21 protein-coding genes and 1 tRNA gene are annotated in these 26,320 nt (G+C 75.9%); 13 read left to right on the forward strand and 9 right to left on the reverse strand.

The genetic code is table 11. From position 1 onward, the window contains the following. Nucleotides 1-312 precede the first annotated feature (312 nt). The 3 genes from LO771_RS17640 to LO771_RS17650 are packed head-to-tail and all read left to right on the forward strand — an operon-like array spanning nucleotide 313 to nucleotide 2,311. Nucleotides 313-552 (forward strand): acyl carrier protein, encoded by a 240-nt coding sequence (locus tag LO771_RS17640; protein WP_230653512.1) that lies wholly within the window; start codon nucleotides 313-315, stop codon nucleotides 550-552. Beyond that, nucleotides 552-1,790 (forward strand): beta-ketoacyl-[acyl-carrier-protein] synthase family protein, encoded by a 1,239-nt coding sequence (locus LO771_RS17645; RefSeq protein ID WP_230653513.1) that lies wholly within the window; start codon nucleotides 552-554, stop codon nucleotides 1,788-1,790. Before LO771_RS17640 ends, LO771_RS17645 begins: the two co-directional genes overlap by 1 nt. Before the next feature lie 44 nt (nucleotides 1,791-1,834). Then, a complete protein-coding gene (locus tag LO771_RS17650; RefSeq protein WP_230653514.1) occupies nucleotides 1,835-2,311 on the forward strand; it encodes an SRPBCC family protein in 477 nt (158 codons plus the stop codon). A gap of 58 nt (nucleotides 2,312-2,369) precedes the next feature. Here LO771_RS17650 and LO771_RS17655 read toward each other — a convergent pair whose 3' ends face one another. From LO771_RS17655 to LO771_RS17670, 4 genes are all read right to left on the reverse strand, one after another. After that, nucleotides 2,370-3,110 (reverse strand): SGNH/GDSL hydrolase family protein, encoded by a 741-nt coding sequence (locus tag LO771_RS17655; protein ID WP_230653515.1) that lies wholly within the window; start codon nucleotides 3,108-3,110, stop codon nucleotides 2,370-2,372. 33 nt (nucleotides 3,111-3,143) lie between these two features. Beyond that, the gene (locus LO771_RS17660) at nucleotides 3,144-3,635 is read right to left on the reverse strand and encodes a hypothetical protein (RefSeq protein ID WP_230653517.1); all 492 of its coding nucleotides are present in this window, start codon (nucleotides 3,633-3,635) and stop codon (nucleotides 3,144-3,146) included. Between the two features lie 62 nt (nucleotides 3,636-3,697). Further along, nucleotides 3,698-5,227, reverse strand: coding sequence for an MmgE/PrpD family protein (locus LO771_RS17665; RefSeq protein ID WP_230653518.1), 1,530 nt, complete (start codon nucleotides 5,225-5,227; stop codon nucleotides 3,698-3,700). Next, nucleotides 5,224-6,804, reverse strand: coding sequence for an MFS transporter (locus LO771_RS17670; protein ID WP_230653519.1), 1,581 nt, complete (start codon nucleotides 6,802-6,804; stop codon nucleotides 5,224-5,226). The genes LO771_RS17665 and LO771_RS17670 overlap by 4 nt, the downstream gene beginning before the upstream one ends. A 191-nt stretch (nucleotides 6,805-6,995) precedes the next feature. Here LO771_RS17670 and LO771_RS17675 point away from each other — a divergent pair, with 191 nt between their 5' ends. The 4 genes from LO771_RS17675 to LO771_RS17690 all read left to right on the forward strand — a co-directional run bounded on the left by LO771_RS17675 (nucleotide 6,996) and on the right by LO771_RS17690 (nucleotide 9,751). Beyond that, nucleotides 6,996-7,631, forward strand: coding sequence for a TetR/AcrR family transcriptional regulator (locus LO771_RS17675; RefSeq protein WP_230653520.1), 636 nt, complete (start codon nucleotides 6,996-6,998; stop codon nucleotides 7,629-7,631). Nucleotides 7,632-7,738: 107 nt separating this feature from the next. Next, nucleotides 7,739-7,825, forward strand: a tRNA-Ser gene (locus tag LO771_RS17680). A 106-nt stretch (nucleotides 7,826-7,931) separates the two neighbouring features. Continuing rightward, entirely contained in the window at nucleotides 7,932-8,843 is a 912-nt protein-coding gene (locus LO771_RS17685) for a diacylglycerol kinase family protein (RefSeq protein ID WP_230653521.1), read from the forward strand. A 140-nt stretch (nucleotides 8,844-8,983) separates the two neighbouring features. After that, entirely contained in the window at nucleotides 8,984-9,751 is a 768-nt protein-coding gene (locus LO771_RS17690) for a class I SAM-dependent methyltransferase (RefSeq protein WP_230653522.1), read from the forward strand. Between the two features lie 96 nt (nucleotides 9,752-9,847). On the opposite strand, the gene LO771_RS17695 is transcribed toward LO771_RS17690, so the two are convergent. Beyond that, the gene (locus LO771_RS17695) at nucleotides 9,848-10,669 is read right to left on the reverse strand and encodes a TrmB family transcriptional regulator (protein ID WP_230653523.1); all 822 of its coding nucleotides are present in this window, start codon (nucleotides 10,667-10,669) and stop codon (nucleotides 9,848-9,850) included. A gap of 400 nt (nucleotides 10,670-11,069) precedes the next feature. On the opposite strand from LO771_RS17695, the gene LO771_RS17700 reads away from it, so the two are divergent. Further along, entirely contained in the window at nucleotides 11,070-12,968 is a 1,899-nt protein-coding gene (locus LO771_RS17700) for a putative Ig domain-containing protein (protein WP_230653524.1), read from the forward strand. An 89-nt stretch (nucleotides 12,969-13,057) separates the two neighbouring features. Then, on the forward strand, nucleotides 13,058-13,567 hold the full coding sequence (locus LO771_RS17705; protein ID WP_230653526.1) for a protease inhibitor I42 family protein: 510 nt from the start codon (nucleotides 13,058-13,060) through the stop codon (nucleotides 13,565-13,567). Nucleotides 13,568-13,761: 194 nt separating this feature from the next. On the opposite strand, the gene LO771_RS17710 is transcribed toward LO771_RS17705, so the two are convergent. Further along, nucleotides 13,762-14,529 carry an SDR family NAD(P)-dependent oxidoreductase gene (locus LO771_RS17710; protein WP_230653528.1) on the reverse strand — a complete coding sequence of 256 codons (768 nt, stop codon included), beginning with the start codon at nucleotides 14,527-14,529 and terminating at the stop codon, nucleotides 13,762-13,764. Nucleotides 14,530-14,838: 309 nt separating this feature from the next. On the opposite strand from LO771_RS17710, the gene LO771_RS17715 reads away from it, so the two are divergent. Next, the gene (locus LO771_RS17715) at nucleotides 14,839-15,261 is read left to right on the forward strand and encodes a hypothetical protein (RefSeq protein WP_230653529.1); all 423 of its coding nucleotides are present in this window, start codon (nucleotides 14,839-14,841) and stop codon (nucleotides 15,259-15,261) included. 471 nt (nucleotides 15,262-15,732) lie between these two features. Next, nucleotides 15,733-17,544 (forward strand): glycosyl hydrolase, encoded by a 1,812-nt coding sequence (locus LO771_RS17720; RefSeq protein WP_230653530.1) that lies wholly within the window; start codon nucleotides 15,733-15,735, stop codon nucleotides 17,542-17,544. Between the two features lie 197 nt (nucleotides 17,545-17,741). Here LO771_RS17720 and LO771_RS17725 read toward each other — a convergent pair whose 3' ends face one another. Beyond that, nucleotides 17,742-20,696, reverse strand: a complete 2,955-nt coding sequence (locus LO771_RS17725; RefSeq protein ID WP_230653531.1) for a SpoIIE family protein phosphatase — start codon at nucleotides 20,694-20,696, stop codon at nucleotides 17,742-17,744. A 330-nt stretch (nucleotides 20,697-21,026) separates the two neighbouring features. Between LO771_RS17725 and LO771_RS17730 the strand changes: the two genes are divergently transcribed. Further along, nucleotides 21,027-21,875, forward strand: coding sequence for a pentapeptide repeat-containing protein (locus LO771_RS17730; RefSeq protein WP_230653533.1), 849 nt, complete (start codon nucleotides 21,027-21,029; stop codon nucleotides 21,873-21,875). 191 nt (nucleotides 21,876-22,066) lie between these two features. On the opposite strand, the gene LO771_RS17735 is transcribed toward LO771_RS17730, so the two are convergent. Continuing rightward, entirely contained in the window at nucleotides 22,067-23,122 is a 1,056-nt protein-coding gene (locus LO771_RS17735) for an alpha/beta fold hydrolase (protein ID WP_230653535.1), read from the reverse strand. A 1,141-nt stretch (nucleotides 23,123-24,263) separates the two neighbouring features. Here LO771_RS17735 and LO771_RS17740 point away from each other — a divergent pair. Then, nucleotides 24,264-24,566 carry a putative quinol monooxygenase gene (locus tag LO771_RS17740; RefSeq protein ID WP_230653538.1) on the forward strand — a complete coding sequence of 101 codons (303 nt, stop codon included), beginning with the start codon at nucleotides 24,264-24,266 and terminating at the stop codon, nucleotides 24,564-24,566. Between the two features lie 388 nt (nucleotides 24,567-24,954). Here LO771_RS17740 and LO771_RS17745 read toward each other — a convergent pair whose 3' ends face one another. Then, nucleotides 24,955-26,133: an MFS transporter gene (locus tag LO771_RS17745; RefSeq protein WP_230653539.1), complete on the reverse strand. Its 1,179-nt coding sequence runs from the start codon at nucleotides 26,131-26,133 to the stop codon at nucleotides 24,955-24,957. Between the last annotated feature and the right edge of the window lie 187 nt (nucleotides 26,134-26,320).

A 26,320-nucleotide genomic window follows, 5' to 3' on the forward strand; every position in this document is an offset into this window, starting at 1 on the left:
CGGCATGAGCCCCGCGGAGACCGCCGCCGCCGGCGGCTGACCCAAGCCGCACACTCCGTCAGGTCAGGCAACCGGAGGACACATGTCGTCATCCACCAGCGGCCCCGCCGACCGGCACGCCGCCCCCCCCCCCCCCCCCCCCCCCCCCCCCCCCCCCCCCCCCCCCCCCCCCCCCCCCCCCCCCCCCCCCCCCCGGGGCCCCGCCCCCCCCCCCCCCCCACCACCCGAGAACCGCACCGCACCCCACCGCACCGCACCGACCCGGACCTGACCTGACCTGACCCGACCCGACCCGACCCGAGGAGCACTCCCGTGAACGACGTCTACGGCCGCCTGGTCAAGCTGCTCGTCTCCGGCTTCGGCCTCGAACCGAAGGAGATCGCCCCGGACGACACCTTCAGCGGCCTCGAGCTCGACTCGCTGGCCCTGGTGGAGCTCTCCATCGCGGCCCAGGAGGAGTTCGGCGTGCCGATCTCCGACGACGACCTGGGCCCGAACGACACCGTGGCGCACGCCGCCGAGGTCATCGCCGGGAAGGCGGTGGCGGCCTGATGCCGGGCGGCCCCGCCCCGTTCGGCGCCGCCGTCACCGGGGTCGGTCTCGTCACGGCCGCCGGTGTCGGGGTGGCGGCGTCCTGGGAGCGCATCCGGGCCGGAGCGGCCACGGCCGCGACCGCGGTGCCGGAGCTGTCCGGCCTGCCCGCCGGCTTCGGCTGCGCGGTCACCGGCTTCGACCCGGTGCGGGCCATCGGCCGGCGCAAGGCCTGGCGGATCGACCGCTGCAGCCAGTTCGCGCTGGCCGCGGCCGCCGAGGCGCTCGCCGACGCCGGGCTCGACCCCGACCACTGGGACCGCGCCCGGGTGGGCGTGGTGCTGGGCAACGGCATCGGCGGCGCCGCGACCTGGGAGAAGCAGCACCGCACCCTGCTGTCCGACGGTCCGCTGAAGGTCTCCCCGCTGCTCATCCCGATGCTGTCGGTCAACATGTCCGCCGGCTACGTGGCGATGGAGTTCGGCGCACGGGGACCGAGCCTGGTCACGGCCACGGCCTGCGCCTCGGGGACGACGGCGGTGGGCGTGGCACGCGACCTGCTGCGCAGCGGCGCCTGCGACGTGGTGGTCGCGGGGGGCACCGAGGCGTGCCTGGTCCCCTCGATCATCACCGGGTTCGGCCAGATGGGCGCCCTGTCGCGCCGCCGCGACCGGCCCGAGGCGGCCTCGCGCCCGTTCGACGTCGACCGGGACGGGTTCGTGCCGGCCGAGGGGGCGGGCGTGCTGGTCCTGGAGCGGGTCGAGGACGCGCGGGCCCGCGGGGCGCGGGTGCGGGCCGTGGTGAGCGGGTACGGCGCCTCCTCCGACGCCTACCACGCGACCGCTCCGGAGCCGTACGGCACCGGTGCCGAACTCGCCGTCCGGGCGGCCCTGCGGGACGCCGGGCTGCACCCGGGCGACGTGGACCACGTCAACGCGCACGGCACGTCGACGCCGCTCAACGACGCCACCGAGGCCCGCATGATCCGCCGGGTGCTGGGCGACCGGCCCGCCGTCACCTCCGTCAAGGGCGTGGTCGGCCACTCCCTGGGCGCCGCGGGGGCGATCGAGGCGGTGGTGACCGCGCTGACGGTCGAGCAGTCCTTCGTGCCGCCGACCGCGAACCTGGAGAGCCAGGACCCGGCGGTGGAGCTGGACGTGGTGGCCAAGGCCGGGCGGGAGATGCCGGTCGAGGTGGCGCTGAGCAACTCGTTCGGGTTCGGGGGGCAGAACAGCGTCCTTCTGTTCACCAGGGGCTGAGGCCGGAGGGGCCGGAGCCGGGAGGGGCGGGGGGCCGCGGACCGATGGAACGCCGGTGGAGCGTCGAGGAGACCGTGCTCGTCGCGGCGGAGCCCGAGCGGGTGTACCGGGCGGTCGCCGACGTGCGGTCGATGGGGCGGTGGAGCCCCGAGTGCCGGGCCGTCTGGGTGCCCCGCCCGCCCGTGGCCGCGGGCACCCGGTTCGTCGGCCTCAACCGCCGGGGCCCGTGGGTGTGGTTCACCGAGTGCCGGGTGACCCGGGCCGACCCGGGGCGGTGCTTCGAGTTCCGGGTGACCACCTTCGGGATGCCGGTGGCCCGGTGGGGGTACCGCTTCGCCGCGGAGGACGGCGGCACGCGGGTGACCGAGTACTGGGAGGACCTGCGCACCGGCCGCACCGGCCGGGCCGCCTCCCTGCTGGGACGGCTCTTCACCGGGACCCGGCCGGCCGACCGCCACCTGGTCAACCGGGCGGGCATGGGCACCACCCTCCAGCGGCTCAGGCAGGCCCTGGAGGGCTGACGCGGACCACCGGCGCCGGGCGGGCCGCCGCCCGGCGAGGACCACCGCCCGGCGCGGATCACCGCTCGGCGAGGAACGAGCCCAGCCGCCGGACAGCCGCCGCGGCCGCGACCGCGTGGCCGCGGCCGTCCGGCCGCATCCGGTCCGCACCCCACACCGCCGTCCCCGGCAGCGGCAGCGGCAGCACCGACAGGTCCAGCAGCAGCGCCCCGTGGCGCAGCGTCACGGCGCGCGCCCGCTCCATCAGCACCCGCTGCCGCAGCCCCACCGACTCCCGCAGCGGCTCCGGCGCCCGTGCCGAGTGTGCGAGGCTGTACGGGCCCACCACCAGCACGTCGGCGCCGCCGTCCCGCAGTGGTGTGACGATCCGCTCGAGTTCGACCTCCAGCGCGTCGGGGGCGAAGGACGGCCGCAGGAGGTCGGTGCCGTCGCAGCAGACCAGCGCGAGGTCGCTCCTGAAGTCGAGGGCCCGGGCGAGCTGCTGGGACCGCACCCGGCCGACGGCCAGCTCCCGCGGGCCGAGCAGGACGAGGCAGGCCGGCTCGGCACCGGCGGTGCGCAGGGCGGAGGCGATCCGGTCGTACCAGGGGGCGCTGCGGTAGCCCGGTACGGGTTCGGGCGACGGGTCGGCCGCGCTCCCCCCGAGGACCACCAGCCGGCGCCAGGGGTGCCCGGCCAGCAGCCGGCGCGCCTCCCCCTCCCCCAGGCAGTGCGGGTCGCCGTCCTCGCCCGGCACCGGCGCCGCCGGTCCGTGCCCGGCCGCCGTGCCCGGCCGCTCCCCCGTGCGCCGTTCCCCCATGCCCGTCCTCCGCTCTCCCCTGTGGGCCACCGTTCAGCCGGCCGCCGCCAGACGCCGCAGCCGGTCCGCGTGTCCGGGCAGGTGCTCCTCGGCCCGCACGCGCAGGAGCTCTCCCCAGGGGACCTCCCCGCTGAACGCCTCCCGGCCCGATCCGTCCACCAGGCGCACCCGGACGGGCCGGAGTGCGGCGTCGTCCGGGAGCCGCTCCACCAGGCCGAGCAGCTCCGCCGCGTTCCGGCGGACCAGGTCCGCCAGGACGTCGGGCCCGGCCGAGGAGGTCAGGGCGTCGATCGCCGCCGGGTCCACGGCGGGGGCGTTGTCGACCGACGGGGTGGCGCCCTCCAGGAGCCGGCGTGCGGCGGCGGCCAGCAGGCGGTCGCCGAGGGCGACGTGGGCCAGGGTCCGCTCCGCGCCCGGCTCCCCGGGCGGTTCCGCGGTCGGACGGCCGGCCTGCGCCGCCGCCCCTGCTGCGGCGGCGGCGTCGAGCAGGCCGGTGTAGGCGGTCCGGAGCGAGGTGGTGTCCACCGGGGTCCCTTCCCTGAGACGGGGTCGGCGGCCGCAGCCGGGGGCCGCGGCCGGGGGTGCGGTCAGTGCCCGTGGGTGCGGCCGACGTCCCCGAGGGCGAGGTCGAGCAGCCGCCCGACCTCCTCGGGCCCCAGCCGTTCGAGGTCCTGGACGAGGTCGGCGGCCTCCGGGGGGCCCCCGCAGCCGAGGAACTTCCGGCGGGCGAGGTCGGCGTGGTCCGGGCCCCCGGCGTCCCCGGCCGCGCCCACCGCGGTACGGCGTTCGGCGCGCAGCGTGCGGCCGTCCCGGAGCCGGACGGTGAGCCGGGCGCCCAGGTCCTTGCGGGCGCGGCGGAAGTCCTCCTCGGGCGGCGGCCAGGACGGGGGCAGGGCGTCGGCCGCCTCCGCGTCGGCCGCCCGCACCCAGCCCTCGGCCCGGTCCCCGGCCCGGCGCAGCGCCTGGCCGAGCGGCGCGGTGGCGAGCAGGGCGGTCCTGCTGAGTTCGGGATCGTGGCCGGTCCGGACCTTGGCGGCCAGGTCCCAGCGGTCCGGTTCCGCGACCGCGGGCGGTGCCAGGTCGGCCGGCCGCAGGGCTCCGGTGAGGAGCGCGGTGGCCACGTTGTACGGGAGGGAGAAGTTGAGCGCGGCGACGCTGGAGTCCGGCCCGACGGCCTGCCGGCGGGAGATCCGGTCGAGGCCGCTGGTGAACAGCGAGCCCTCGACCAGGACGTCGGCCACCTCCTCGGGCCGCAGGCCGGGCAGGTCCCGGTGCAGCTCGACCGCGCAGTCGACCGCGGCGCTGGTGTAGGCGCTGCCGGGGTGGACCTTGTAGGACAGCGTCTCGGTGTACCAGCAGGTGCCCAGTCCGGCCACGGCCTCCTCGGGGAGCGGCAGGTCGGCGAAGCGGTCCAGGAAGCCGGCCGGGTGCTCCAGGATGTCGTCCGGCCCGAGCAGGCCGGCGGCGGCGCCGTCGCAGGCGCTCAGCGCGGTCTGCAGCGGCGCGGCGGCGGTGAGCAGCTTCGCGTCGGTGGTGAAGAAGCCGCGCGGGAGCGTCCAGGTCGGCACCGAGAAGGCGAGCCCGAGGGCGTTCGCCCAGGTGGCCGCCGGGGCGTCCTCGGCGCGCAGCCGCCCCGCCACCGCTCCGGCCAGGTGGGTGTGCCCGGCGGTCTGGCCGCGGAACGGCCCGAGGGTGGCGGCCGCGGTGATCCGGGCGGCGCACTCGTTGGCGGCGAGGACGGCGGTGAGCAGTCCGCGGCCGGACAGGCGGAGCGGGCGGGCGTACGCGAGGGGCACGTTGACGGTGGAGTGGGACAGGTGCCCGGCGTAGGCGGTGTCGTCGTAGTCGAGGCAGATGGTGGCCGCGGCCAGGGTGCGGGCCGCCCGGCCGGGGTCGGCCTGGAGGGGGCCGCCCCAGGCGCGGAGGATCCTCGCCCCGAGGGGGTGGGCGTACCCGGCGCGGGCGGCGGCGAGCTGGCTGAGCAGCTGGCTCCTGAGGTGGGCGGTGACGCGCCCGGGGGCGTCGTCGAGCCGGAGTGCGGCGGCCCATCCGGCGAGCCGGGTGATCAGGCTCGGGGGGTTCCGCGGGCCCGCGCCGGGTCCGGGGGCGGCGTTCACCGGGCGGCCTCCGCCGCGGGACGGTCCGCCCCGGCCGCCCCGGCCGCGGGCGCCGGGGCCCGGCCCCGGGCGCCCCTGAGGAAGAGCAGGGCGCAGACCCCGCCGGCCAGGGTGCCCACGGCGGCCACCGTCATCACGAGGTGCAGCCCGTCCACGTAGACCGGGCCGACGGCGTTCAGCACCGGGCGGCGGAGTCCGGCGGGGAGCAGCCGGATCCGGGAGAGGTCGCCGTCGCCGAGCAGCGCGACGGCCCTGGAGCGCACGGCGTCGGGCATGGGGACGGCGGCGAGGGCGCCGGGCAGGCCGTCGCCGAGGCGGCGCACCAGCAGGGCCCCGGCCAGGGCCACGCCGAAGACGGCGCCGACCTGGCGGAAGGTGTTGGAGACCCCGGAGGCGGTGCCGGCCTGCTCGGGCGGCACCGAGCCGAGCAGGGCGACGGTGGCGGGCGCACCGGTCAGCGAGACGCCGGCGCCGAGCAGGACCAGCGCCCACCAGTAGCCGCCGAAGCCGGTCCCGGGCTCGGTCCGGGTGAGGGCGAGCAGGCCGGCGGCGGAGAGCACGGAGCCGGCCACGATGGGCCATCGGGAGCCGGCCCTGGCGGCGAGGACGCTGGCCGCGAAGGAGGCGACCATGATCGGGACGGTGAGCGCCAGGAACCGCACCCCGGTCCCGACGGTGCTCAGGCCGTTGATGCTCTGCAGGTACAGGGTGAGCAGGAAGATGGCGGCGAACAGGCCGAACAGGCTCAGGAAGTTGACCACGCCGGCCACCACGACGACGGGGCTGCGGAAGAGGCCGAGCGGCAGCATCGGGTCGGGCCGGCGCAGCTCCCAGAGGACGAAGGCCAGCAGGGCCGCGGCCGAGCCGGCGAACGAGCCGACGATGGGGCCGGAGCCCCAGCCGCGGTTGTTGCCCTCGATGAGGCCGTACGCGAGCGCGGCGACGGCGGCGATGAAGAGCAGCTGGCCGACGGGGTCCGGGCGGCGGGAGCGGGCCGGGCGGTTCTCGGTGAGCAGCCGCGGCAGGACGGCGACGGCGACGGCGCCGATCGGCAGGTTGACCCAGAAGATGCTCTGCCAGCCGAATCGGTCGACCAGGAGGCCGCCGAGCACCGGGCCGGCGGAGAGGGCGAGGCCGCCGAGGCCGGCCCAGATGCCGATCGCCCTGGCGCGCGCGGCGGGCTCGGTGTGGGCGGCGGACACCAGCGCCAGGGAGACCGGGATCATGATCGAGCCGCAGACGCCCTGGACCGCGCGGGCGGCGAGCAGCAGCCCGATGCTGCCCGAGAGGGCGCAGGCCACGGAGGCGAGCGTGAAGCCGGCCAGTCCGCCGAGGAAGAGCCGCCGGCGGCCGAGGATGTCGCCGAGGGTGCCGGAGGTCAGCAGCAGGCACGCGAAGGTGAGCGTGTAGGCGTCGATGATCCACTGCAGCTGGGTGATGTCGGCGCCCAGGTCCTGCTGGATGTTCGGCAGCGCCACGTTCACGATCGTGGCGTCCAGGTAGACCATGAACACGCCGAAGCAGAGGAAGGCCAGCAGCAGCCCCTTGCGGCTGCCGCTTCCGGTGCTCTCGGTCATCGGGGGTTCCCCCTGTTTCGTGGAGTGGCCGCCTCGTCGGGCGGCGGCTGCGCGGGGTGGGGTGCACGACACGTCCGCCGGGCCCCCAGCACGATAATGACCGACGGTCAGTCAGTCAATGACCGACGGTCAGTCAGCGGCGTTGCGGATGTAGATTGGGAGCACCGTCGAGTGGAACCAAGGTGAGGACCATGACAGCCACCGCAGGCACCGCGCCCCGCCGCAGGCGCGTGACCAGGAGCCCGGAGGACCGCCGGGAGAGCCTCCTCCTGGGCGCGGCGCGGGTGTTCCGGGACAAGGGCTTCGCCTCGGCGACCGTGGCCGAGGTGACCGAGGCCGCCGAGGTGGCCAAGGGCACCTTCTACCTGTACTTCGACTCCAAGGAGCACCTCCTCGGCGCCCTGTGGGAGCGCTACGTCGACCGCTTCCTGGAGACCACCCGCACCCTGCTCGACGAGGGCGGGGCCTGGTGGCCGACGCTGGACCGCCTGATCCGGGCCCTGGTGGAGCACGCCGTGGGCAACGCGGAGCTGCACCGGATCGTCTACCAGTCGGCGAACGGGCGCGCCCTGGAGCTGTGCCGCCTCTCCAACCAGCGGGTCGTCGACCTGATGGCCGACTTCGTCGCGCGGGGGACCCTGGCGGGGGCCTTCAGCGCCCAGGACACACGGCTGGCCTGCCGCCTGGTCTTCCACGCGGCGGACGGGCTGCTCGACGACCTGATCAGCCGCCGGGAGGACATCGACCTCGACGCCGTCACCGCCGCCGTCCTGGAGCTGGCCCACCGCGGCCTGGGCGACCCCGAGCCCGGGACCGCACCCGCCTGACCTGGCGTCACGCCCGTCCCGGCGGACTCCCGGCAGCCTCCCGGCGGCGTCTCAGGGGCGTCTCAGCGGCGTCTCAGCGCGCTGCCGCAGGATGGGTGGCGCAGCAGGGAGAGGTACCCGAAGCGGCCCAACGGGGTTCCGGAGCCATCCGGTACGGGTGCAAGCCCACGCAGGTTCGAATCCTGCCCTCTCCGCCGAACCGCCACCGCCGCAACCGCCACCACCACCGCCGCCGGCCCCACCACCGCCGGCCGCCGCCCGCGGTCCGGCGGCGCGGGCGAACCGAACGGGGGAGTCCGGATGCAGTCGGCCCTGGTGATCGCCAACCCGGCCGCGGGCCGGGACTCCTCCCGGGTACGGCCGGAGGACGTCGCGCGCCGCCTGGAGGCGGCCGGCGCGGCGGTCGAACTGGTCCTCACCGAGCACCCCGGACACGCCCGCGGGCTCGCGGCCGCCGCGGCCGCCCCGGGCGGGCCCGGCACCGTCGTCTCCGTCGGCGGCGACGGCACCGTCCACGACGTGGCGCACGGACTGGTGCACGGCGGCGCCCCGGACCGCCGCCCGGTCCTGCTGGTGCTGCCCGGAGGCACCGGCAACTCCTTCCACCGGGAGCTCTGGGGGGACCGCTCGTGGCGGTCCACCCTGGACGAGGCCCTGGCCGGCGCGCCGACCCGCCGGATCGACCTGGCGCGCATCGAGGAGACCGGCAACCTGGCCGTCCTCGGCGCCTGCTCGGGCGTGGTGGCGCAGGCGCTGGTCACCGTGCGCGGCGTCACCGGGGTGGCCGGGCGCGACCGCTACGCCGTCGCGGTCGCGGAGACCCTGCGGGATTTCCGCCCCTACCCGGGCCGCGTCCTCGTGGACGGCGAGGTGGTCCACGAGGGCGCCACCGTCCTCGCCAACGTCGGGGGCGGACGCCGCCGCGGCGGCCGGTTCCTGCTGCTGCCCGGCTCCGTGCTCGACGACGGACTGCTCGACGTGTGCGTGGTCGGGGCCGGGATCCCGCTGGGCGACCTGCCGCGGCTCGCCCTCGACGGAGGGCACGTGGACCGCCCCGGGGTGGTCTGCGCACGCGGCCGCCACATCACGGTCGAACGCACCGACGGACACCCCCTCGTCTTCGAGCAGGACGGGGAGCTGGTCGGGGGCGGCGGCACCCGGTACACCCTCGACGTCCTGCCCGGCGCGCTCCCGGTGCTCGCGGCCCGCTGACGGGGTGCCCGGCGGCGCATATCCGGTTGCGCGGGGTCGCGGCGGCCTGCCAGCCTCGCCCCGTGTCCGCACCCGAGAACCCGTCCGCACCCGGGAGCCCGTCCGCGCCCGGCAATCCATCCGTGCCCGGGAGCCCGCCCGTGCCCGGGAACCCGTCCGCGTTCGAGGACCTCGTCGCCGAGGGCGAGGCCGTCCCGACCGAGGGCTGGGACTTCTCGTGGTTCGCGGGACGGGCGACCGAGGAGCGTCCGTCCTGGGGCTACGCGGGACTGCTCGCCGCCAGGATGGCCGAGGCGGAAGCGGCCCTCGACGTCCAGACCGGCGGCGGCGAGGTGCTCGCCTCGGTCCCGGCCGCCCCGCCGTTCCTCGCGGCCACCGAGTCGTGGCCGCCGAACCTGGAGATCGCGCGGCGCACCCTGGCCCCGCTCGGCGCCGTCGTCGTCCACGTCGACGACACGGCCGACCTCCCCTTCCCGTCGGACCGCTTCGACCTGGTGGTGAGCCGGCACCCGACCACGGTCCGCTGGGACGAGGTCCACCGCGTCCTGCGCCCCGGGGGCACGTACCTCTCCCAGCAGGTGGGCGCGGGGTCCGTCCGGGAGCTGACCGACCTCATGATGGGCCCCCGGCCCGTGCACCCGTCCCGCAGCCCCCTGACGGCGGTGGCGGACGCCGAGGCCGCCGGCCTGGAGGTGCTCGACCTGCGCCAGGAGGCGCTGCGGATGGAGTTCCACGACATCGCCGCGGTGGTCCACTTCCTGCGGAAGGTGGTCTGGATCGTCCCGGGCTTCACGGTGGACGCCCACCGCGGCCGTCTCGCGGAACTCCACGGCTTCATCGAACGGCACGGCCCCTTCGTCGCCCACGCACAGCGGTTCCTGATCGAGGCCCGGAAACCGGAGCGGTAGCGGGCCGCCGGGCCGCCCCGGCCGGGCGGGCGGGCGGGTGCGCCACCGGCGGCGGCCGGGCGCCGCACGGGCACCCCCGGGGCCGGGAGCTGCCGGTCACCGGGCGGCGCGCGCCCCGGCGGCAGGCTCGGCGCACTGCCAGACGCTCTCGAAGGCCAGCCGGAGGCAGGCCGCGAGCGCCGGGTGCTCGATGTAGAGCGCGGTGGTGGCGCCGGTGCCGGCGACCGGGTCCGGCATGTCGCACAGCACGAGCGAGGCGTCGGCGATGACGAGCTTCAGCGGCAGCCCGGCGGTGAACCGGGCCTCCTCCCCCGCCTCGGCGAAGGACCTGACGTTGTCGAGCGTCTCGGCGTCGTCGAGTGCGTCGTGCGTGTAGACCGCCCGCACCCTGCCGCCCGCCCGGTGCAGCCTGCGGACCACGGCGATGCCCTCGGTGTTGGCGGCCGGGGCGACGAAGGGCGGCTTGCAGAAGCTCAGCAGTTCACGCCCCGCCTGCTCCTGGATGTCGGCGAACCGCTCGGCGATGGCGCCGGGCTCGCGCAGCACCTCGATGTAGTCGAGCGGGTCGGTGTGGGTGCGCCCGTCGGACCAGACCGGCAGGAGCGCGGCGGTCAGGGCCGCGGACACCCGCTCCAGCCGGTCCAGGGACTCCCGTTGCAGCGTCATCAGCCGGGCGGTGGCGAGCTCGGGTGCGACCGCCGAGAAGGTGGCGACCCTGCCCGGGCGGGCCACGGCGAGCCGGCGCCGCACCAGGCCGTCCAGCACGTCGTAGATGCGCTGGCGGGGCACGTCGGCCTCGCGCGCCGCCTCGGCCGCGGTGTACGACTCGCGCCTGACCAGGGCGAGGTACACCCGGGCCTCGTAGCGCGACAGCCCCAGGGCGATGAGGTCGTTGACCGGTCCGTCGTCCGCGTCCACGGCGTCACGCTACCGCCGATCGGCGCCGGGCCGCCGCAGCCCTCCCGGATCGGCGGCCGGGCGCTGCGGCCCGCCGCTCCCCCGCCCCGGCGCCCCCGGCCCTCCACCTGATCTTGACGCTTCCGGGGGGAAGTCTTTGCCAATGCACCCGTGGCCCCCCGGAGCGGCGGTCCCTAGCATCATCGATTGCCACCACTCATCGGGGTGGCACCCCTCACCCCTGAATGCGCGCTCCTCGAAGCCCGCCGGCAGCTGTGGACCCGTCATGTCCCGGATCATGTGTTGTCATGAACTGGACATAGCAGGCGAACTCCCCGCCGCAGGGCCCCCGACCCCCTTGGAGGGCAGTCACTTGCGTTCGCAGAACACGGACCACGGGAGATCCGGCCGACTCGGCCGGATGACCCGTCGCGGGGCCACCGCCCTGCTGTCCACCGCGGCCCTGGTGTCCGGCGGCATGCTGGCCGCCGCACCCCAGGCGCTGGCCGCCGCGCCGGCCGCCGCCCCCGCGGCCCACACCGCGCACAGCAACCCCGTCACCAACCCGTACAGCCCGGCCTACGGGCACGACTACCGCCACGGCGTCGTGCCGACCCTCGGCACGCACGCGAAGATGAAGGCCTGGGCCAAGGCCAACCAGCAGGCGAGCGTCGCGACCGGAACGCAGACGCTCTCCTACGGCGGCGGTGTCGACGGCATCGGCGTCCAGAGCGGGCACTCCAAGGTCTACCTGGTCTTCTACGGGACCCAGTGGGGCACCCAGAGCACCAACAGCAGCGGGGACCTGACGTTCTCCGGCGACGCGAACGGCGCCGCCGCCGCCGCCCAGGAGATGTTCAAGGGCATCGGCACCGGCAACGAGCGGTGGTCGGCCGAGCTGACGCAGTGGTGCGACGGCCCGAACGTGCCGACCGGCGCGACCAGCTGCCCGGCGAACGCCAACTTCATCCCGTACCAGAGCGGCGGCGTGCTGAGCGGCGTGTGGTACGACAACTCGGCGGCCTCGCCGAGCGCCGCCACCGGCCACCAGCTCGGCGTCGAGGCCGTCAAGGCGGCCAGCCACTTCGGCAACACCACCGCGGCGGCGAACCGGAACGCCTACTACGTCATCCTCTCGCCGCACGGCACCAACCCGGACAACTACCAGGGCCAGTACTGCGCCTGGCACGACTGGAACGGCGACACCACGCTGACCGGCGGTGCGGTCTCCTCGACCGTCGGCGACGTCGCCTTCAGCAACCAGCCGTACAACATCGACTCGGGCGCGGGCTGCGGCGTCGGCTTCGTCAACTCCCCCGGCACCCTCGACGGCTGGACCATGACGCTCGGCCACGAGTGGCACGAGATGATGTCGGACCAGAACCCGGCCGGCGGCTGGACCAACCACACCGGCAGCTCGTACAACGGCCAGGAGAACTCCGACGAGTGCGCCTGGATCGCGCCCGGCAGCACCGGCGGCGCGGCCAACGTCACCATGGGCACCGGCACCTTCGCCGAGCAGGCCAGCTGGTCGAACGACACCAACTCCTGCGCCATCTCGCACGCGATCGTCGGCGGCACCACGGGCAACACGGTCACCGTGAACAACCCCGGCAACCAGAGCGGCACCGTGGGCACCGCCGTCTCCCTGCAGATGTCGGGCTCGGACTCGGCCTCGGGCCAGACGCTCACCTACACCGCGACCGGGCTCCCGGCCGGGCTGTCCATCTCCTCCGGCGGCCTGATCAGCGGCACCCCGACCACGGCGGGCACCTCCTCCGTGACCGTCACCGCCAAGGACGGCACGGGCGCCACCGGCAGCACCTCCTTCACCTGGACCGTCGGCACCACCGGCGGCGGCTGCCCGAGCCCGGGCCAGAAGCTCGGCAACCCCGGGTTCGAGACCGGCACCGCCGCCCCCTGGACCGCCAGCACCGGCGTGGTCGACAACTCCACCGGTGAGCCCGCCCACTCGGGCAGCTGGAAGGCCTGGATGAACGGCTACGGCAGCGCCCACACGGACACCGTCTCCCAGTCGGTGACCATCCCGGCCGGCTGCAAGGCGACCTTCTCCTTCTACCTGCACGTCGACACCGCGGAGACCACCACGACCTCCGCCTACGACAAGCTGACCGTCCAGGTCGGCAGCACCACCCTCGCCACCTACTCCAACCTGAACGCGGCCACCGGCTACGCCCTCAAGTCCTTCGACCTGTCCGGCTACGCCGGGCAGACGGTGACCCTCAAGTTCACCGGCACCGAGGACTCCAGCCTCCAGACCTCGTTCGTCCTCGACGACACCGCCCTGAACGCCTCCTGACACGGCGTCGTCCCAGCCCTGTGGGGGCGGTCCGCCCGGACCGCCCCCACAGGCGCGCACCGCAGCACACCCCAGCTCCAGGAGGACCCATGCCCCCCCGACCGGACCGCCGGCGCAGCCGGCCCGCGACCGGAGCCCTGCTCGCCCTCGTCCTGACCGCCGGCGCCGCCGCCTGCTCGTCGGGCGGCGGCCTCCCCGCCTCCGGCGGCCGTCCGCCGGCGACGGCGGGGGGCACCGCGACGGCGTCCGCGTCCGACCCCGGTACGCCGGCGGCCGGAGCGGTCACCCTCGACGAACGCTCCGCCGGGACCACCGTCCGGGTGCGCACCGGAACGGCCGTCACGGTCCTGCTCCACAGCACCTACTGGTCGATCCCCGCGGCCTCCGCCCCGAAGGTGCTGGCACCAGCCGCCGACGGCGCGACCAGCCCCGGCGCGACCTGCCGGCCCGGCGGCGGCTGCGGCACCACCACCGCCCGCTTCACCGCGCGGCAGCCGGGAACCGCCCGCATCACCGCCTCCCGGAGGTCCTGCGGGGAGGCGAAGCCCTGCTCACCGGCCCAGTCCTCCTACGACGTCACGGTGGCGGTCACCGGCTGACGCCGCCCGCATCCCGCGGCGATGCGGCCCGTTCGGCGGCCGGACACGGCCGGCACCGCGGGGCGGCGCCGCGGCAGGTGGAGCGGCGCCCGCCGCGAACGCCGTCCCGGCGGTACCGCCGCCGCCCGCCGCCCGCTGCCCGCCGGGGATCATCGCCTCCACCGGTCGGGACCGCCCGGCGGCCGGCCCGCGGATCAGCGTCCGCGCTCGGCTCCGCCGTTGACCTGGACCACCTGCGCCGTGATCTGGCCGGCCTCGGGGGAGGCGAGCCAGCGGACCGTCGCGGCGACGTCCTCCGGCAGGCCGGCGCGCCCGGTGTCGGTCTGGGCGACGAGCGTCCGCTCGCGCTCGGCGGACAGGGCGCCCCGGAAGAACTCGGTGTCCGCCACATAGCCGGGGGCGACGACGTTCACGGTGACGCCGCGGGGGCCGAGCTCGGCCGACAGGTCGTAGGCGTAGGGGTGGAGGGCGGCCTTGGACCCGCCGTAGGAGCCCGATCCGGAGCCCCGGTACGCCGCGATCGAGCTGACGAGCACCACCCTGCCGCCCGGGGTCGCCAGACGGTCCTTCAGCGCCTCGGTGAGGAGGACGGCCGTCAGCGTGTTCGCGCGGAAGTTCTGCTCCCAGTGCCAGGCCGTCCCGGCGAGGCCCCCGGTCCGGTCTGCGGGGGCGCCCAGGGCCGCGTTGCCGCCGGCGCTGTTGACCAGGACATCGACCCGGTCCCACCGCTCGCCCACGGCCTTCGCCGCGTGCTCCGCCCCGGCCGGGTCGGCCAGGTCGGCCGCCACGGCCAGGGGGGCCGGGATGCCGGGGAAGGCGGTGCGGAGCCGGGCTGCCGCCCGGTCCAGCACCTCCGCGCGCCGCCCGACCAGGACCAGCTGCTCGCCGTCGGCCGCGAAGGCCTCCGCGACGCCGAACCCGATGCCCGTGCCGCCACCGCTGATGACGACCACTCGTGCCATGTCCTCCGCCTCTCGTGGATGTCCCGCCGTCCTCGGCGCGGTGCCGCGCGGCCCGGACCCGGCGGGCGGTCCGGGGCCGGGGTCCACTCTGCCGCACCGCCGGACGGCAGCGGCGTCCCCCCGGTCCGCGGTTCGACCCGCGGGCGGTCCGCCGCCCGGGCCGTCAACGCGTCCGCAAGGGATCCGGATCCGGAGCCGGCCCGGTGGAGCCGGGTGGCGACCCGTTCGCGGACGCGGCGCGTGGACGCGCTCCGACCTGGCGGGGCATCCGGGACGCGGCCGCGCGGCGGGTCCCGCTACAGTGCGGAGGTGGTCGACGAACAGGCATACGCAAGCATCGTGTTCTGGCGGCGCAGCCGGTGGAACGGCGCCCGCTGCGAACCGCTCCTGGTGACCCTGCACGGGGACCGGCTGCGGGCCTGCGACCGCGACGGCGGCGAGGTCCTCGCCGCCGCGGCCGGCCAGGCCGCCGCCCGCCTGTCCCGGCTCGGCACCCTCACGCTCACCGTCGGCGGGCGCGCGTACGCGCTCGTCGGACGCGGCGGCGCCCAGTCGCCCGCGCCGAGCCGCCTCCAGCAGGAGGGGTGCGCCGCCTTCCTCACCGACCACCCCGCCTCGGTCGCCCCTCGCCGGGCGGGCCTGCTCGACCAGGTCCTCAACGGCTCGGCCGCAGCGCACATGCGCACCTGGGCCGACGCCCTCGCCGCCGCGGGCGCCGCCGTGGAGCTTTGACGGCCGGCCCTCCGGACGCGCCGGCCGGGACACCCGGACCGGTACGGCCCCGGCTGCGGCGCACCCCTGAGCGGGGCGCACCCCCGACCCGCACACCCCTGAGCGGGACACGTCCCACCGGCGGACCCGGGCCGTACGACGCATCACTGTCAGGGCGTTGACAAGTAAACCGGTTCAGCACGACCATCGTCTCAGCACTCCCGGTGCACCGCCGTGTCGGCGGTCCACCGCGCCGGCACCCGTGTCAGGGCAGCGCATCGCGTCGAGGCGGCCCGAGGACCGGTGTTCCGGAGGAGTCGGCGATCCCGGGATGCCCCGCCGCAGCGGCACGCTGCCCGGCACCCGTGCACATCCCCCCCGCCACCGATCCACCCACCGATCCACCCATCGGTCCGGCAACGCCGGGACGCGGGGCGGCTGCGCGCCGTCCGGAGGCACCGCGTCGGCCGTCGTCCGGTCAAGGAGCTTCCCATGGAACACCGCAGAAACCGCGTCAGGGCGTGGCTCGCCGGCCCGGTCACGGCACTGGCCGTGCTGTCGGCCGCCGGGCTGGCGCAGATCCCGCAGGCGGACGCCGCCACGGCCGCCTGCCAGGTGCAGTACCAGGTCACCAACGACTGGGGGTCCGGCGCCACCGTCAACGTGGTCGTCACCAACAACGACGCCTCGGCCGTGAACGGCTGGACGCTGGGCTGGACCTTCCCCGGCGGCCAGACCTTCGCGGACATCTGGGGCGCCACGAAGACCCAGTCCGGCGCCTCGGCCTCCGCCACCAACGTCGACTACGACGCCGTCATCCCCGCGAACGGGGGGTCGGTGAGCTTCGGCTTCAACCTCGCCTACAGCGGCGCGAACCCCTCCCCCGGCGGCTTCACCCTGAACGGCGCCGCCTGCGGCGGGACCGGGCCGACCCCGACCCCCACCCCGACCGCGACGCCGACCCCCACCCCCACGCCCACGCCCACGACGACGACGCCCGACCCGACCGGCAGCCCGACCCCGACGCCCACGGACACGGCACCGGCCGGCAACCTGGCCCTGCACCGGCCGGTCACCTCCTCGTCCAACGAGGGCGCCGGCCTCACCGCGGACCTGGCCGTCGACGGCGACCGCACCACCCGCTGGTCCAGCGCGTACAGCGATCCGCAGTGGATCCAGGTCGACCTGGGCGCCACCCGCCCGATCCGGCAGGTGACCCTGCGCTGGGAGGCCGCCTACGGCCGTGGGTACCGCATCGAGACCTCCGACGACGCCGTGAACTGGACGACGGTCCACAGCACCACCACCGGCACCGGCGGCGTCGAGAACCTCGCCGTCTCGGGCAGCGGGCGCTACGTGCGCCTGTACGGCACGGCCCGCGGCACCGGCTGGGGCTACTCCCTGTACGAGTTCGAGGTCTACGCCGTCCCGCCCGCCCCGACCGGACCGGACTGCGGACAGGAGCCGGCCGACCCCGGGGCGAACTCCAAGGCCCGCAACCTGCTCTGCTACCTCAGGACCCACGCGTACGTCAGCGGGCAGACCGACGCCCCCGACTCGGACAAGGTGAAGGCGCTGACCGGGCGCTACCCGGCCATCACGGCCTTCGACTTCATGGAGTACACCAACGGCAGCATCCAGACCCAGAGCGTCATCGACTGGTACAACGCCCACCACGGCATCGTCGCCTTCCAGTGGCACTGGTACTGCCCGCACGGCGGCAACTACTCGGCGCCGTGCGACTTCGTGCCCGACCTCGGCAACCCCTCGTCGAAGCTCTACCAGGACATCGACCTGGTCGTTCGGGAGCTGAGGAAGATGGGCGACGCCGGCATCCCGGTGATGTTCCGCCCGCTGCACGAGAGCAACAACAACTACATGTGGTGGACGAAGAAGGGCCAGGACGCGTACAAGCAGCTGTGGCGGCTGATCTTCCAGCGGGCGCAGCTGGCCGGGGTGCACAACGTGGTGTGGGTGTTCAACGGCATGGCGAGCGGGCAGGGCACCTCGCTGTCCTCCTGGTACCCGGGCGACGCCTACGTGGACCTGGTCACCTCCGACTACTACCAGGGCTCCGGCGACTACTCCACGACCAGGGCCGTCGGCAGCGGCAAGACGGTGGGCGTGGCGGAGACGTTCAGCCCGCTCAACCCGTCCGGCGACCCGGCGTGGAACTACTTCGTCGTGTGGGCCTCGCGCGACTGGGCCGGCAGCGGGAAGGACGTCCAGGGGCTGTGGAGGACCGCCATGGCCGACCCGAGGACGATCTCCCTCGACCAGCTCCCCGACATGACCCGGTGGTGAGCCGGGTCCTGCGGCCGCCGACGGATCGCTGACGGCCCGTCGACATCCGGCGACAGGTAACTGACGGACCGTCACCGGTTCAGCACCGGAACACCGCCGGACCACCGCCGGCCGCTCCCCGCCCGGGGACCGGCCGGCGGTGCCCGTACCGGGCGGCCGTGCCCGGCCCCGCCCGCGCCGGGCCCGGGCGGGCGGGGTCACAGCTGCAGGGACCACGCGTCGAGCGCGACCGGGAGCACCTCCGGGCAGCCGGAGCCGGGCAGCGGCTGCTCGGTCCAGATGCACTTGCCGGTCGCGGTGTAGCGGGCGCCCCACCGCTGGGAGAGCGCGGCGACGAGCTGCAGCCCCCGGCCGCCCTCGTCCGTCGCGGACGAGTGGCGGATCCGGGGCATGGTCTGGCTGCCGTCGGAGACCTCGCAGACCAGGCAGGTGCTGTACAGCAGCCGCAGCCCCACCGGTCCCCTCCCATGGCGCACGACGTTCCCGACCAGCTCGCTGGCGAGCAGTTCCGTGGTCGCCGCCAGGTCGTCCAGGCCCCAGGCGGACAGCTGCTCACGGACGTACCTGCGCGCCTGCCCCGCCGCCTGCGGCGTGTCCGGGAGCGGCCAGGAGGCCATCCGGTCCGCGGGGAGCGCGTGGACGCGCGCGACCAGGAGGGCGGTGTCGTCGCTGGTGGGGTGCTCGGCGGGGAGGAGTCCGGCGACGACGGCGTCGCAGAGCCGTTCCAGGTCCGCGCCGTCCGTGCCGTGCAGGATCCGGGCGAGATCGGCCATCCCCTGGTCGATCTCGCGTCCGGACGACTCGACCAGGCCGTCGGTGTACAGCACGAGCAGGCTCCCGTCGGGCACCGCCAGCTCGACCGTCCCGAAGGGCGGCTCCGCCGCGCCCAGCGGCGGGTCGGGGGCCGGGTCCGGGAAGCGCACGGTGCCGTCCGGGTGGACGACGGCCGGGGGCGGGTGTCCGGCGCGGGCGAAGGAGCACGTCCGGGTGGTGGAGTCGTAGAGCATGTAGAGGCAGGTGGCGTACGAGTCGTCGCCCAGGCCCCCCACGATCTCGTTGAGGTGGCCCATGACCTCGTCGGGGGGCAGTTCGAGGCCGGCCAGGGTGTGGACGGCCGTGCGCAGCCGCCCCATGGTGGCCGCCTCGGAGAGCCCGTGGCCCATCACGTCGCCGACGACGAGCGCGACCCGGCCGGAGGAGAGCGGGATGACGTCGTACCAGTCGCCGCCCACCTCCATGCCCTGCCCGGCGGGGAGGTAGCGCGCGGCGGCGGTGCACGTCGGCAGGTCGGGCAGCTCCCGGGGGAGCAGGCCGCGCTGCAGCTCGCGGGACCGGGCGTGCTCGGCGTCGTAGAGCCGCGCCCGCTCCAGGGCGTGCGCGACGAGGGCGCTGATGGCGGTCAGCAGGGTGCGCTCCTCCTCGCTGAAACGGCGCGGCCGGTCGAAGGCGATCACGCAGACGCCGAAGGTGTGCCCGGAGGCGGTCAGCGGGAGGAACACGCCGGCCTGCTTGCCGATCGCGCGCGGGCGGTCGGCGAGCCCGGGGTAGCGCGCTCCGTACTCCTCGGCCGAGGAGAAGAAGAGGGGCTCGCCGCCCAGGATGGCGTCCCAGACCGGGTCGTGCGGCCTCCGGGGGCGGCCGTGGATTTCGTCGAGGAAGGCCGGGGGGTAGCCGACGGCCCCGACGGTGTGCACCCGGTCGCCCTCGACGGCCTGCACCATGAGCCCGGTGGCGCCGAACGGGTGCAGCACCCTCGCGGCGACCGCGGCCACCACGTCCCGCGAGGTGGTCGCCGTGGCGAGCGCCGCGGTCAGCTCCGCGATCCGGGCGGCGCGCCCGGACGCGGCACTCGCGGCGGCGGCCCGCTCGGCCTCGTCCCTGCGCCTGTCGGTGACGTCGGTCAGGTAGAGGGTGACCCCGTCGGGCACGGGGACGAGCCGCAGGTGGTAGCAGCGCCCGGTGTCCGGGACCTCGACGTCGAAGCTCGTGGGCGCGGCCGCGGCGGCGGCCTTGCGGCAGCGCGCCTCCAGCTCGGGGATCTGCCGCACCGAGGGCACCTCCCACAGCACACGGCCGAACAGCTCCTCCTCGGAGGAGCCCAGCATGCGCTCCGCCCTCAGGTTGACGAAGGTGATCCGCCAGTCGTCGTCCGCCGAGAGGAAGCCGTCGCTCATGTGGCGCAGGGCGCGGCTGAGCGCGTCGCGGGCGGAGCGGGACTCGTTGCTGTCCCACGCCCTGCCGATCATGCGGTAGGGCTCACCCCTGTCGTCGAGGAGGACCCTGGCGCGGGTCTGCGTCCAGGTGTAGCCGCCGTCCGGGTGCCGCACCCGGTACTCGGCCTCGAACAGGGTGCGGGTGCGGATCGCCTTGTCGGCCGCGGCCAGCGTCGACGGCAGGTCGTCGGGATGGACGATCTTCATCCAGCTCTCGACCCGGGGCACGAAGTCGGCCGGGTCGGTGCCGTAGACGACCATGGCGGCGTCGTCCCAGGCCAGCTCGCCGGTGCGGATGTTCCAGTCCCAGGTCCCCACCTGGACGGCCTTGAGCGCCTGCCGCATGCGGGCGCCGCTCAGCTCCTCCCGGGCGGGCCGGACCGGCACCGGCGACTGGCGCACCCACTCCTCCGCCCATGCGGCCACGGCGCGGAGGAAGGCCCACTGGTCCCCGGTCGGCTCCCCCGCGGCGCCCGTCACGACGGTGAGCACGCCGAGCGGGCTGCAGTCACCCCCGTGGACGGGCACGGCCGCCAGGCCCGAGCCCGAGCACACCTGCGCCGCCGAGAGTTCGGCGGGGCTGCCGGGACCGCCCGGCGCGGTGCGGTCGACGGAGGCGGAGGGTGCGCGGTCCGGGGGCCCGGCGGGCTCTGCAGCCGGCTCTGCAGCCTCTGCGGGCTCCCACACGCTGCCGGACCGGCGCACGGCGCGGGCCGGCGCCGCCGGCCCCTCCTGGTCGATGATCTCCCACGCCCGGACGAGGTCCGGGGGCAGCCCGGCCGCCGACACCAGGCGCAGGGCGGACATGGGGCCGCACAGGTGCACCGTCCCGCCCAGGCCGCCCAGCTCGGCCACCGCGTGCTGGAGGGCGAGCCGGAACACCTCGCTCTCCGCGATGCCCCGCTCCACGGAGCCGAGCAGCTCCAGCCGCACATTCATGGATTAAAAGTACATTCTTTCCATATCTGCACATACCGCTGCCCCTGGTGGCCGGAGGCGTCCGCGCAGGCCGCCGCACCAGCCGCACCCGCCGTCCGGCGCCCCGGAGCGCCGACGGGCACCGCCCGGGTCGGCCGGAGCGGGGCGGGCCGGAGCTCCGTCCGGGCGACGGTGCCCGCGAGGCCGGCGTCGAGCGGCTCCGCGCCGCGGACGGTGCGCCGGCAGGCCGCGGCCCCGGCCCCCCGCGGACCGGGGCGTCTGGGAGGATGGGCCCGGCCCGGAGGACGGCGCTGAGCGGTGCCCGGTTCGCGAAGAAGGAGATCACGCACGTTGCCCCAGGAACAGGAAGCCCCCTCCGGCCCGGCCGGCCGGCCCGACCTGCAGGCGGACTGCGCGAACTGCTTCGGCCTGTGCTGCGTCGCCCTGCCCTTCGCCCGCTCGTCCGACTTCGCGGTCGACAAGGACGCCGGGCAGCCCTGCGCCAACCTGCGGGCGGACTTCCGCTGCGGCATCCACACCCGGCTGCGCGAGGAGGGCTTCTCCGGCTGCACGGTCTTCGACTGCGCCGGCGCGGGCCAGAAGGTCTCCCAGGTCACCTTCGGCGGCCGGAGCTGGCGGGAGGACCCGCGGTCCGCACGCCTGATGTTCCAGGTCTTCCCCGTCATGCGGCACCTGCACGAGCTGCTGCGGTACATCGCCGAGGCGCTGGACCGGGCCGAGGCCGCCCCCGTCCACGAGGACCTGCGCCGCGCGTTCGAGACCGTCGACGGCCTCACCCGCGGCAGTGCCGCGTCGGTCGCCGCGACCGACGTGACGGCCCTGCGCGGCGAGGTCAACCCGCTGCTGCTGCGGGCCGGCGACCTGGTGCGCGCCACGGCCCCGGGCCGGAGGAGGAACCACCGGGGCGCCGACCTCGCCGGGGCCCGGCTGGCCGGCGCCGGTCTTCGCGGCGCGAGCCTGCGCGGGGCCGTGCTGATCGCCGCCGACCTGCGGGGCGCCGACCTGCGGGCGGCCGACCTGATCGGGGCGGACCTGCGCGACGCCGACCTGGGCGGGGCGGACCTCACCGGGAGCATCTTCCTCACCCAGGCCCAGCTGGAAGCGGCCAGGGGCGACGCGGCCACCCGGATCCCGCCGGCCCTCACCCGCCCCGCGCACTGGCGGCGCCGGGCGTCCTGACCCGCCGGGGCGCACCGGCGCGGGGCTCAGCCGGGCAGCCGGGCAGCCGCACGGCCGCAGCCGGGCGACCGCACGGGCGTCCTCCGCCGGACGGGCACCCCTCGCCGGACGGGGAGTCGGCGCTGCCGCCGGGCCAGCCGCCCCCCGGTGCGCGGGGCGGGCCCGGCGGCTCGTGCGCCGCCCCCGGTACGTCAGGAACGGTGGTGCTTGAGGAAGGGCGTGACGGCCTGGATCACCTGGTCGGGGTTCTCGTCCATCAGGAAGTGGCCGGCGTGCGGGATGAGCACGCTCTGCACGTTCTGGGCGACGGTGCGCATTTCCGTCTCCACGCCGGTTCCGACAGCCAGCTCGCCTCCGACGGCCAGGACGGGCATGCGGAGCTTGGTCTTCTTCCGCTCGGTGTTCTGAGCGATGATCTCGTCGATGGCGCGGTAGAACTCGAAGCTGCTCCGCAGCGCCTCGGGGCTCGACTTGAGGGCGTCGATGTAGACCTTGACGGCTTCGGCCGGCATGGACGTCGGAGACGCGGCCTTGGTGGCGAACTGGTACCCGAAGTACACCTCCTCGCGGCCCCGCACGAGCTGCTCGTTGATGCCCTGGACGCGGTTGAACGGGAAGTGCCACAGCAGGCTGTTCAGCTTCCCCGGAAGCAGGAAGGAGGCGGGGTCGGTGAGGCCCGGGGTGATCGTCTCCATCGCCACGAACCGCTCCACGGCCTCGGGGTGGTCCGAGGCGAGCGCGTACCCCGTCCACGCGCCGACGTCATGCGTGACCAGGGCGAACCGCTTGTGCCCCAGGGCCCTCATGAGCTTGACCCCGTCGTCGGCCAGCGTGCCGGAGTCGTAACCCGACGCGGGCTTGTCCGACAGGCCCACACCGCGGGGGTCCATGACGACGACGCGGAAGTCGCAGGCGAGGGCGGTCATCACATGGCGCCAGGCGTACCAGGTCTGGGGCCACCCGCCGATGAGGAGGACCGCGGGCCCCCTGCCGCCCGTCACGGCGTGGAGGTGGATCCCGTTGACGCGGACCCGGGTGCTGGTGAACGTCTTCCAGAAGCCCTCGGGCAGCCCGGGCAGACGGGGGGTGGCTGCGGTGGACGGCCTGCCCACCGCCTCCGCCACGCCCGACATGAGCCACGGTGCGGGGGCGACGGCGGCGCCGACCACGGCGGCCTTGAGGATGCCCCTGCGGCCGATGCGGCGCGTTTCCGGGGTGTTGGCGACATCTTCGTTGTGGCTGTCCATGAAAAACTCCTTGGAGGAATGATGCAGTGAGAGTGGTCGGACGTCCGGGCACGCCGGTCCTGCGGCACTCGGAAAGCGCGTGCCGTTCGAGCACGGCGCCGCGTTTCGCACGCGGATCCCGGAAGGTGGCGCACACCGGTCCACGGGCCCGTCGATCCATGGGCCCGTTCTGCGGGCGGGTGGCCGGTGATCACGGCTCCGCGGACCACCGAACCGGCCGGGCTGCGGCGTTCGGCCCTGGGCGTGCGGCGGGTGGAGCGCATTCCGCGGCTCCGGACGAGGTCGGGTCAGCCGCCGTGCCGACGTAATGAACCCGGCCTCGTGCCCGCCCGCTGCCTTCCGCGCCCCTGGGGTGACCGACGTCCTCCCAGGGGTGACCGTTTCCGGATTCCGTCGAGGACGGAGGCGGCACGGGCGGTGCCGCCGATCCGGTCCGGAGCGGGGGCGGTGTGCCGCAGTACGCGCCGGCGCCGCCCGGGCTCGGCCGCGACGCGTGCGCCGCGTGCCCGGACGGCCCCGATCAGGCCGCCCGTGGTGCGCGTGCCGGTGTGCAGAGCCTGCCCGGTGCGGACCTTCGGGCCGCGGACCGGGGCGAGGCGGCCCCCCGGCCCACGGCCGGGACCTCGTGGCGAGACCTGCCCTGCCAGGGGCTTCGCACGTGTCCGCAGCCGGGCCCGGCTCATCGGTCCTGCTTGCACATGGGCTGCTTCACGTCACTTCGCGTAGATCGCTTCACCGGGAAGACGTCACTGACTCTGTTACGACAGGGCGTCCAGACCCCCTGCCGATGTCGTAACTGTAGCAGTTACGTCTCCGGCGTCAACCGGCCCGCACCCCCGGACCGCTGCACTCCCGGCGGTTGATGCGGCGGGCCCGGCTCCGGGCCGGCCACCTGCCCCCGGCCCCGGCAGCCCCGACCACCCGGCGTCGCGCCTCCCCCGCGCACCCCGCCAGGCCACCCGCCGGGCGCCGGGCCCGACGAACCCGCCCGCCCCGTCGGCTGAAAACACATCAGTCCCGGGTGCACCCATTGGGCGCAATCGCGCCGGACACGCCGCGGCATCAGGCGGTAAAGTTTCGAAGAATACCGTCGGCATCCGCCGTCCAAAAATGCGATTCCGATTCGGAAAGGAGTTCCAGGATGCCCGAATACGGATTCTTCGTGGAGTTCGAGGCCAAGCCCGGAAAGGAGGATGACGTCGCCCGGTTCCTCGAGGAGGCGAAGGCGATCGTGGACGACGAGCCCGGTACCCTGGCATGGTTCGCATTCCGCCTCGGGGATTCGTCGTTCCGCATCTTCGACGCCTTCGAAACGGAGGAGGAAAGGGAGACGCACTTGCAGGGAGGGGTTCGGACGGCCATCGAGGAGCGCGGCGGGGAGCTGTTCGCCGCACCGCCCACCATCACCCCGGTGGGAATTATCGCCTCAAAGATCCCCGGATAGGTCCTCCTCGGCCCGACCGCCGGACGGACCGGTCGGGGTGAGCAGGGCGACGACGCTCCCGGCGGACGGGCCGGCGACCGGGAGGGGCCGTCGCCACCCGGGGCTCCGCCCCGCCCGAGCCCTTTCCCTCCGTCGCACCCGTGCGGTGGGCCCCGGAACGGGGACGGCTCCGACAGGGCCGGTGACTCGGGCGGTGGTACGGGCGGTGCTGCACGGGGCGCGCGCGGGAGGCGCCCGGACCTCCGGGGCGGCGACGGCCCGCCCGCCGACCGGCCCGCCCGCCGACCGGGCGGCCCGCGGTGCTCGGGGCGCCGACGGCCCGCCGGTCCGCGGGGAGCCCGTCCGCCGGTCCGCGGGGAGCCCGTCCGCCGGTCGCGGCGGGGGACGCTCACGGCCGGGCGTGGGATCGGCGCACGGCGAGGGCGCCAGCGGCCGTCACGGCGGCGAGGGCGGCGAAACCGGCGGCGAGCGTGGTGGCCGCCGCCACCCCGGCGACGACGAGCGGACCTCCCGCGTCCCCGAGCTCGCGGCCGAGTTCGGCGGACCCCATCGTCGCGCCCAGCCGCCCGGGCGGGGTCGATGCGGCGAGCGCGGCGAACCCGAGCGGGGTGACCAGGCCCGTCCCCGCGCCGACCAGCACGGCGGCGACGAGCACTCCGGCGGGGCCGGGGAAGGCCGCCAAGGCGAGTCCCGCAGCCGTGAGCGCCAGTCCGGTACCGGTCCCGGCGCCGGTGGTGATCCGCCCGCGGTCGAGGGCGGTCCCGGCCCACGGCTGGAGCAGGGCCGCGCAGACCGCGAGCACGGAGACGGCGGCGCCGGTGGCGACGGGCCCCATACGGGCGGCGGCCCCGGCGACCGGCAGGAAGCCCACGGCGGCCGAGAGGGCCGCCGTCGCCAGCGCCAGCGCGGCGGTCGGCCGCAGGAAGCCGCCCTGGGCCAGGCGTTTCGCGAGGTCGGCCACCGTCTGCCGGGCCCTGGGCAGCGGCGGTACGGCGGGCACGGCGAGGGCGGCCCAGACCGCCACGGAGGCGGCGAGCGCCGTCATGGCCCCGAAGAGCAGCGGCAGGCCGCCCCCGGCGACCAGCAGGCCGCCGAGCAGGGGGCCCGCAGTGTGGCCGGCGCTCTTGAAGAAGCCGTAGGAGCCGAACGCGCGCCCGTGGGCGGCCGCCGGGCGCAGCCGGGCGACCAGCGCGGACGCCGCCGGGGAGAACGCCGAGGCCGCGGCGCCCTGCCCCAGCCGGGCCGCCCACAGCAGCGAGGTGTGGGCGGCGACGGCGAACAGGAGCGAGGAGGCGGCGAACGCGGCCAGACCGCCGAGGAGGACCGGGCGGCCGCCGATCCGGTCGGCCAGCGCGCCGAAGACCGGCTTGAGGAGCACCTCCGCACCGTCGTACAGAGCGAGCAGGCCGCCGAGGACCAGCAGCGGGTCGTGGTGTCCCGCGGTGAAGCGGCCCAGGTTCGCCGCGACCCCGTGGGCGCCGAACGCGGTGGTGAACCCGGCCGCGTACAGCGGCCACAGACGGGCGCGCGCCGGCGCACAGCCTCGGCCGGGAGCTGCGGTCGGCATGGGCGGGATCCTTCCGCGGACGGACGGACGGACGGGCGGGCGCGGGGGGCGCGGCGAGCGCGGCGGGCGCGGGGGGCGCGGCGGGCGGAGAGCCGGCACGGCGCACGGGCCGGCCGGCACCGGCCAGTGTGGCGGCAGGGCGCGGTCCCGCGGAAGGCCTGCCGCGGGCGCCCCGGGACGGGGCGCC

The sequence above is a fragment of the Streptacidiphilus sp. ASG 303 genome, from assembly GCF_020991365.1.
In the GTDB taxonomy this organism is placed as follows: Bacteria; Actinomycetota; Actinomycetes; order Streptomycetales; family Streptomycetaceae; genus Peterkaempfera.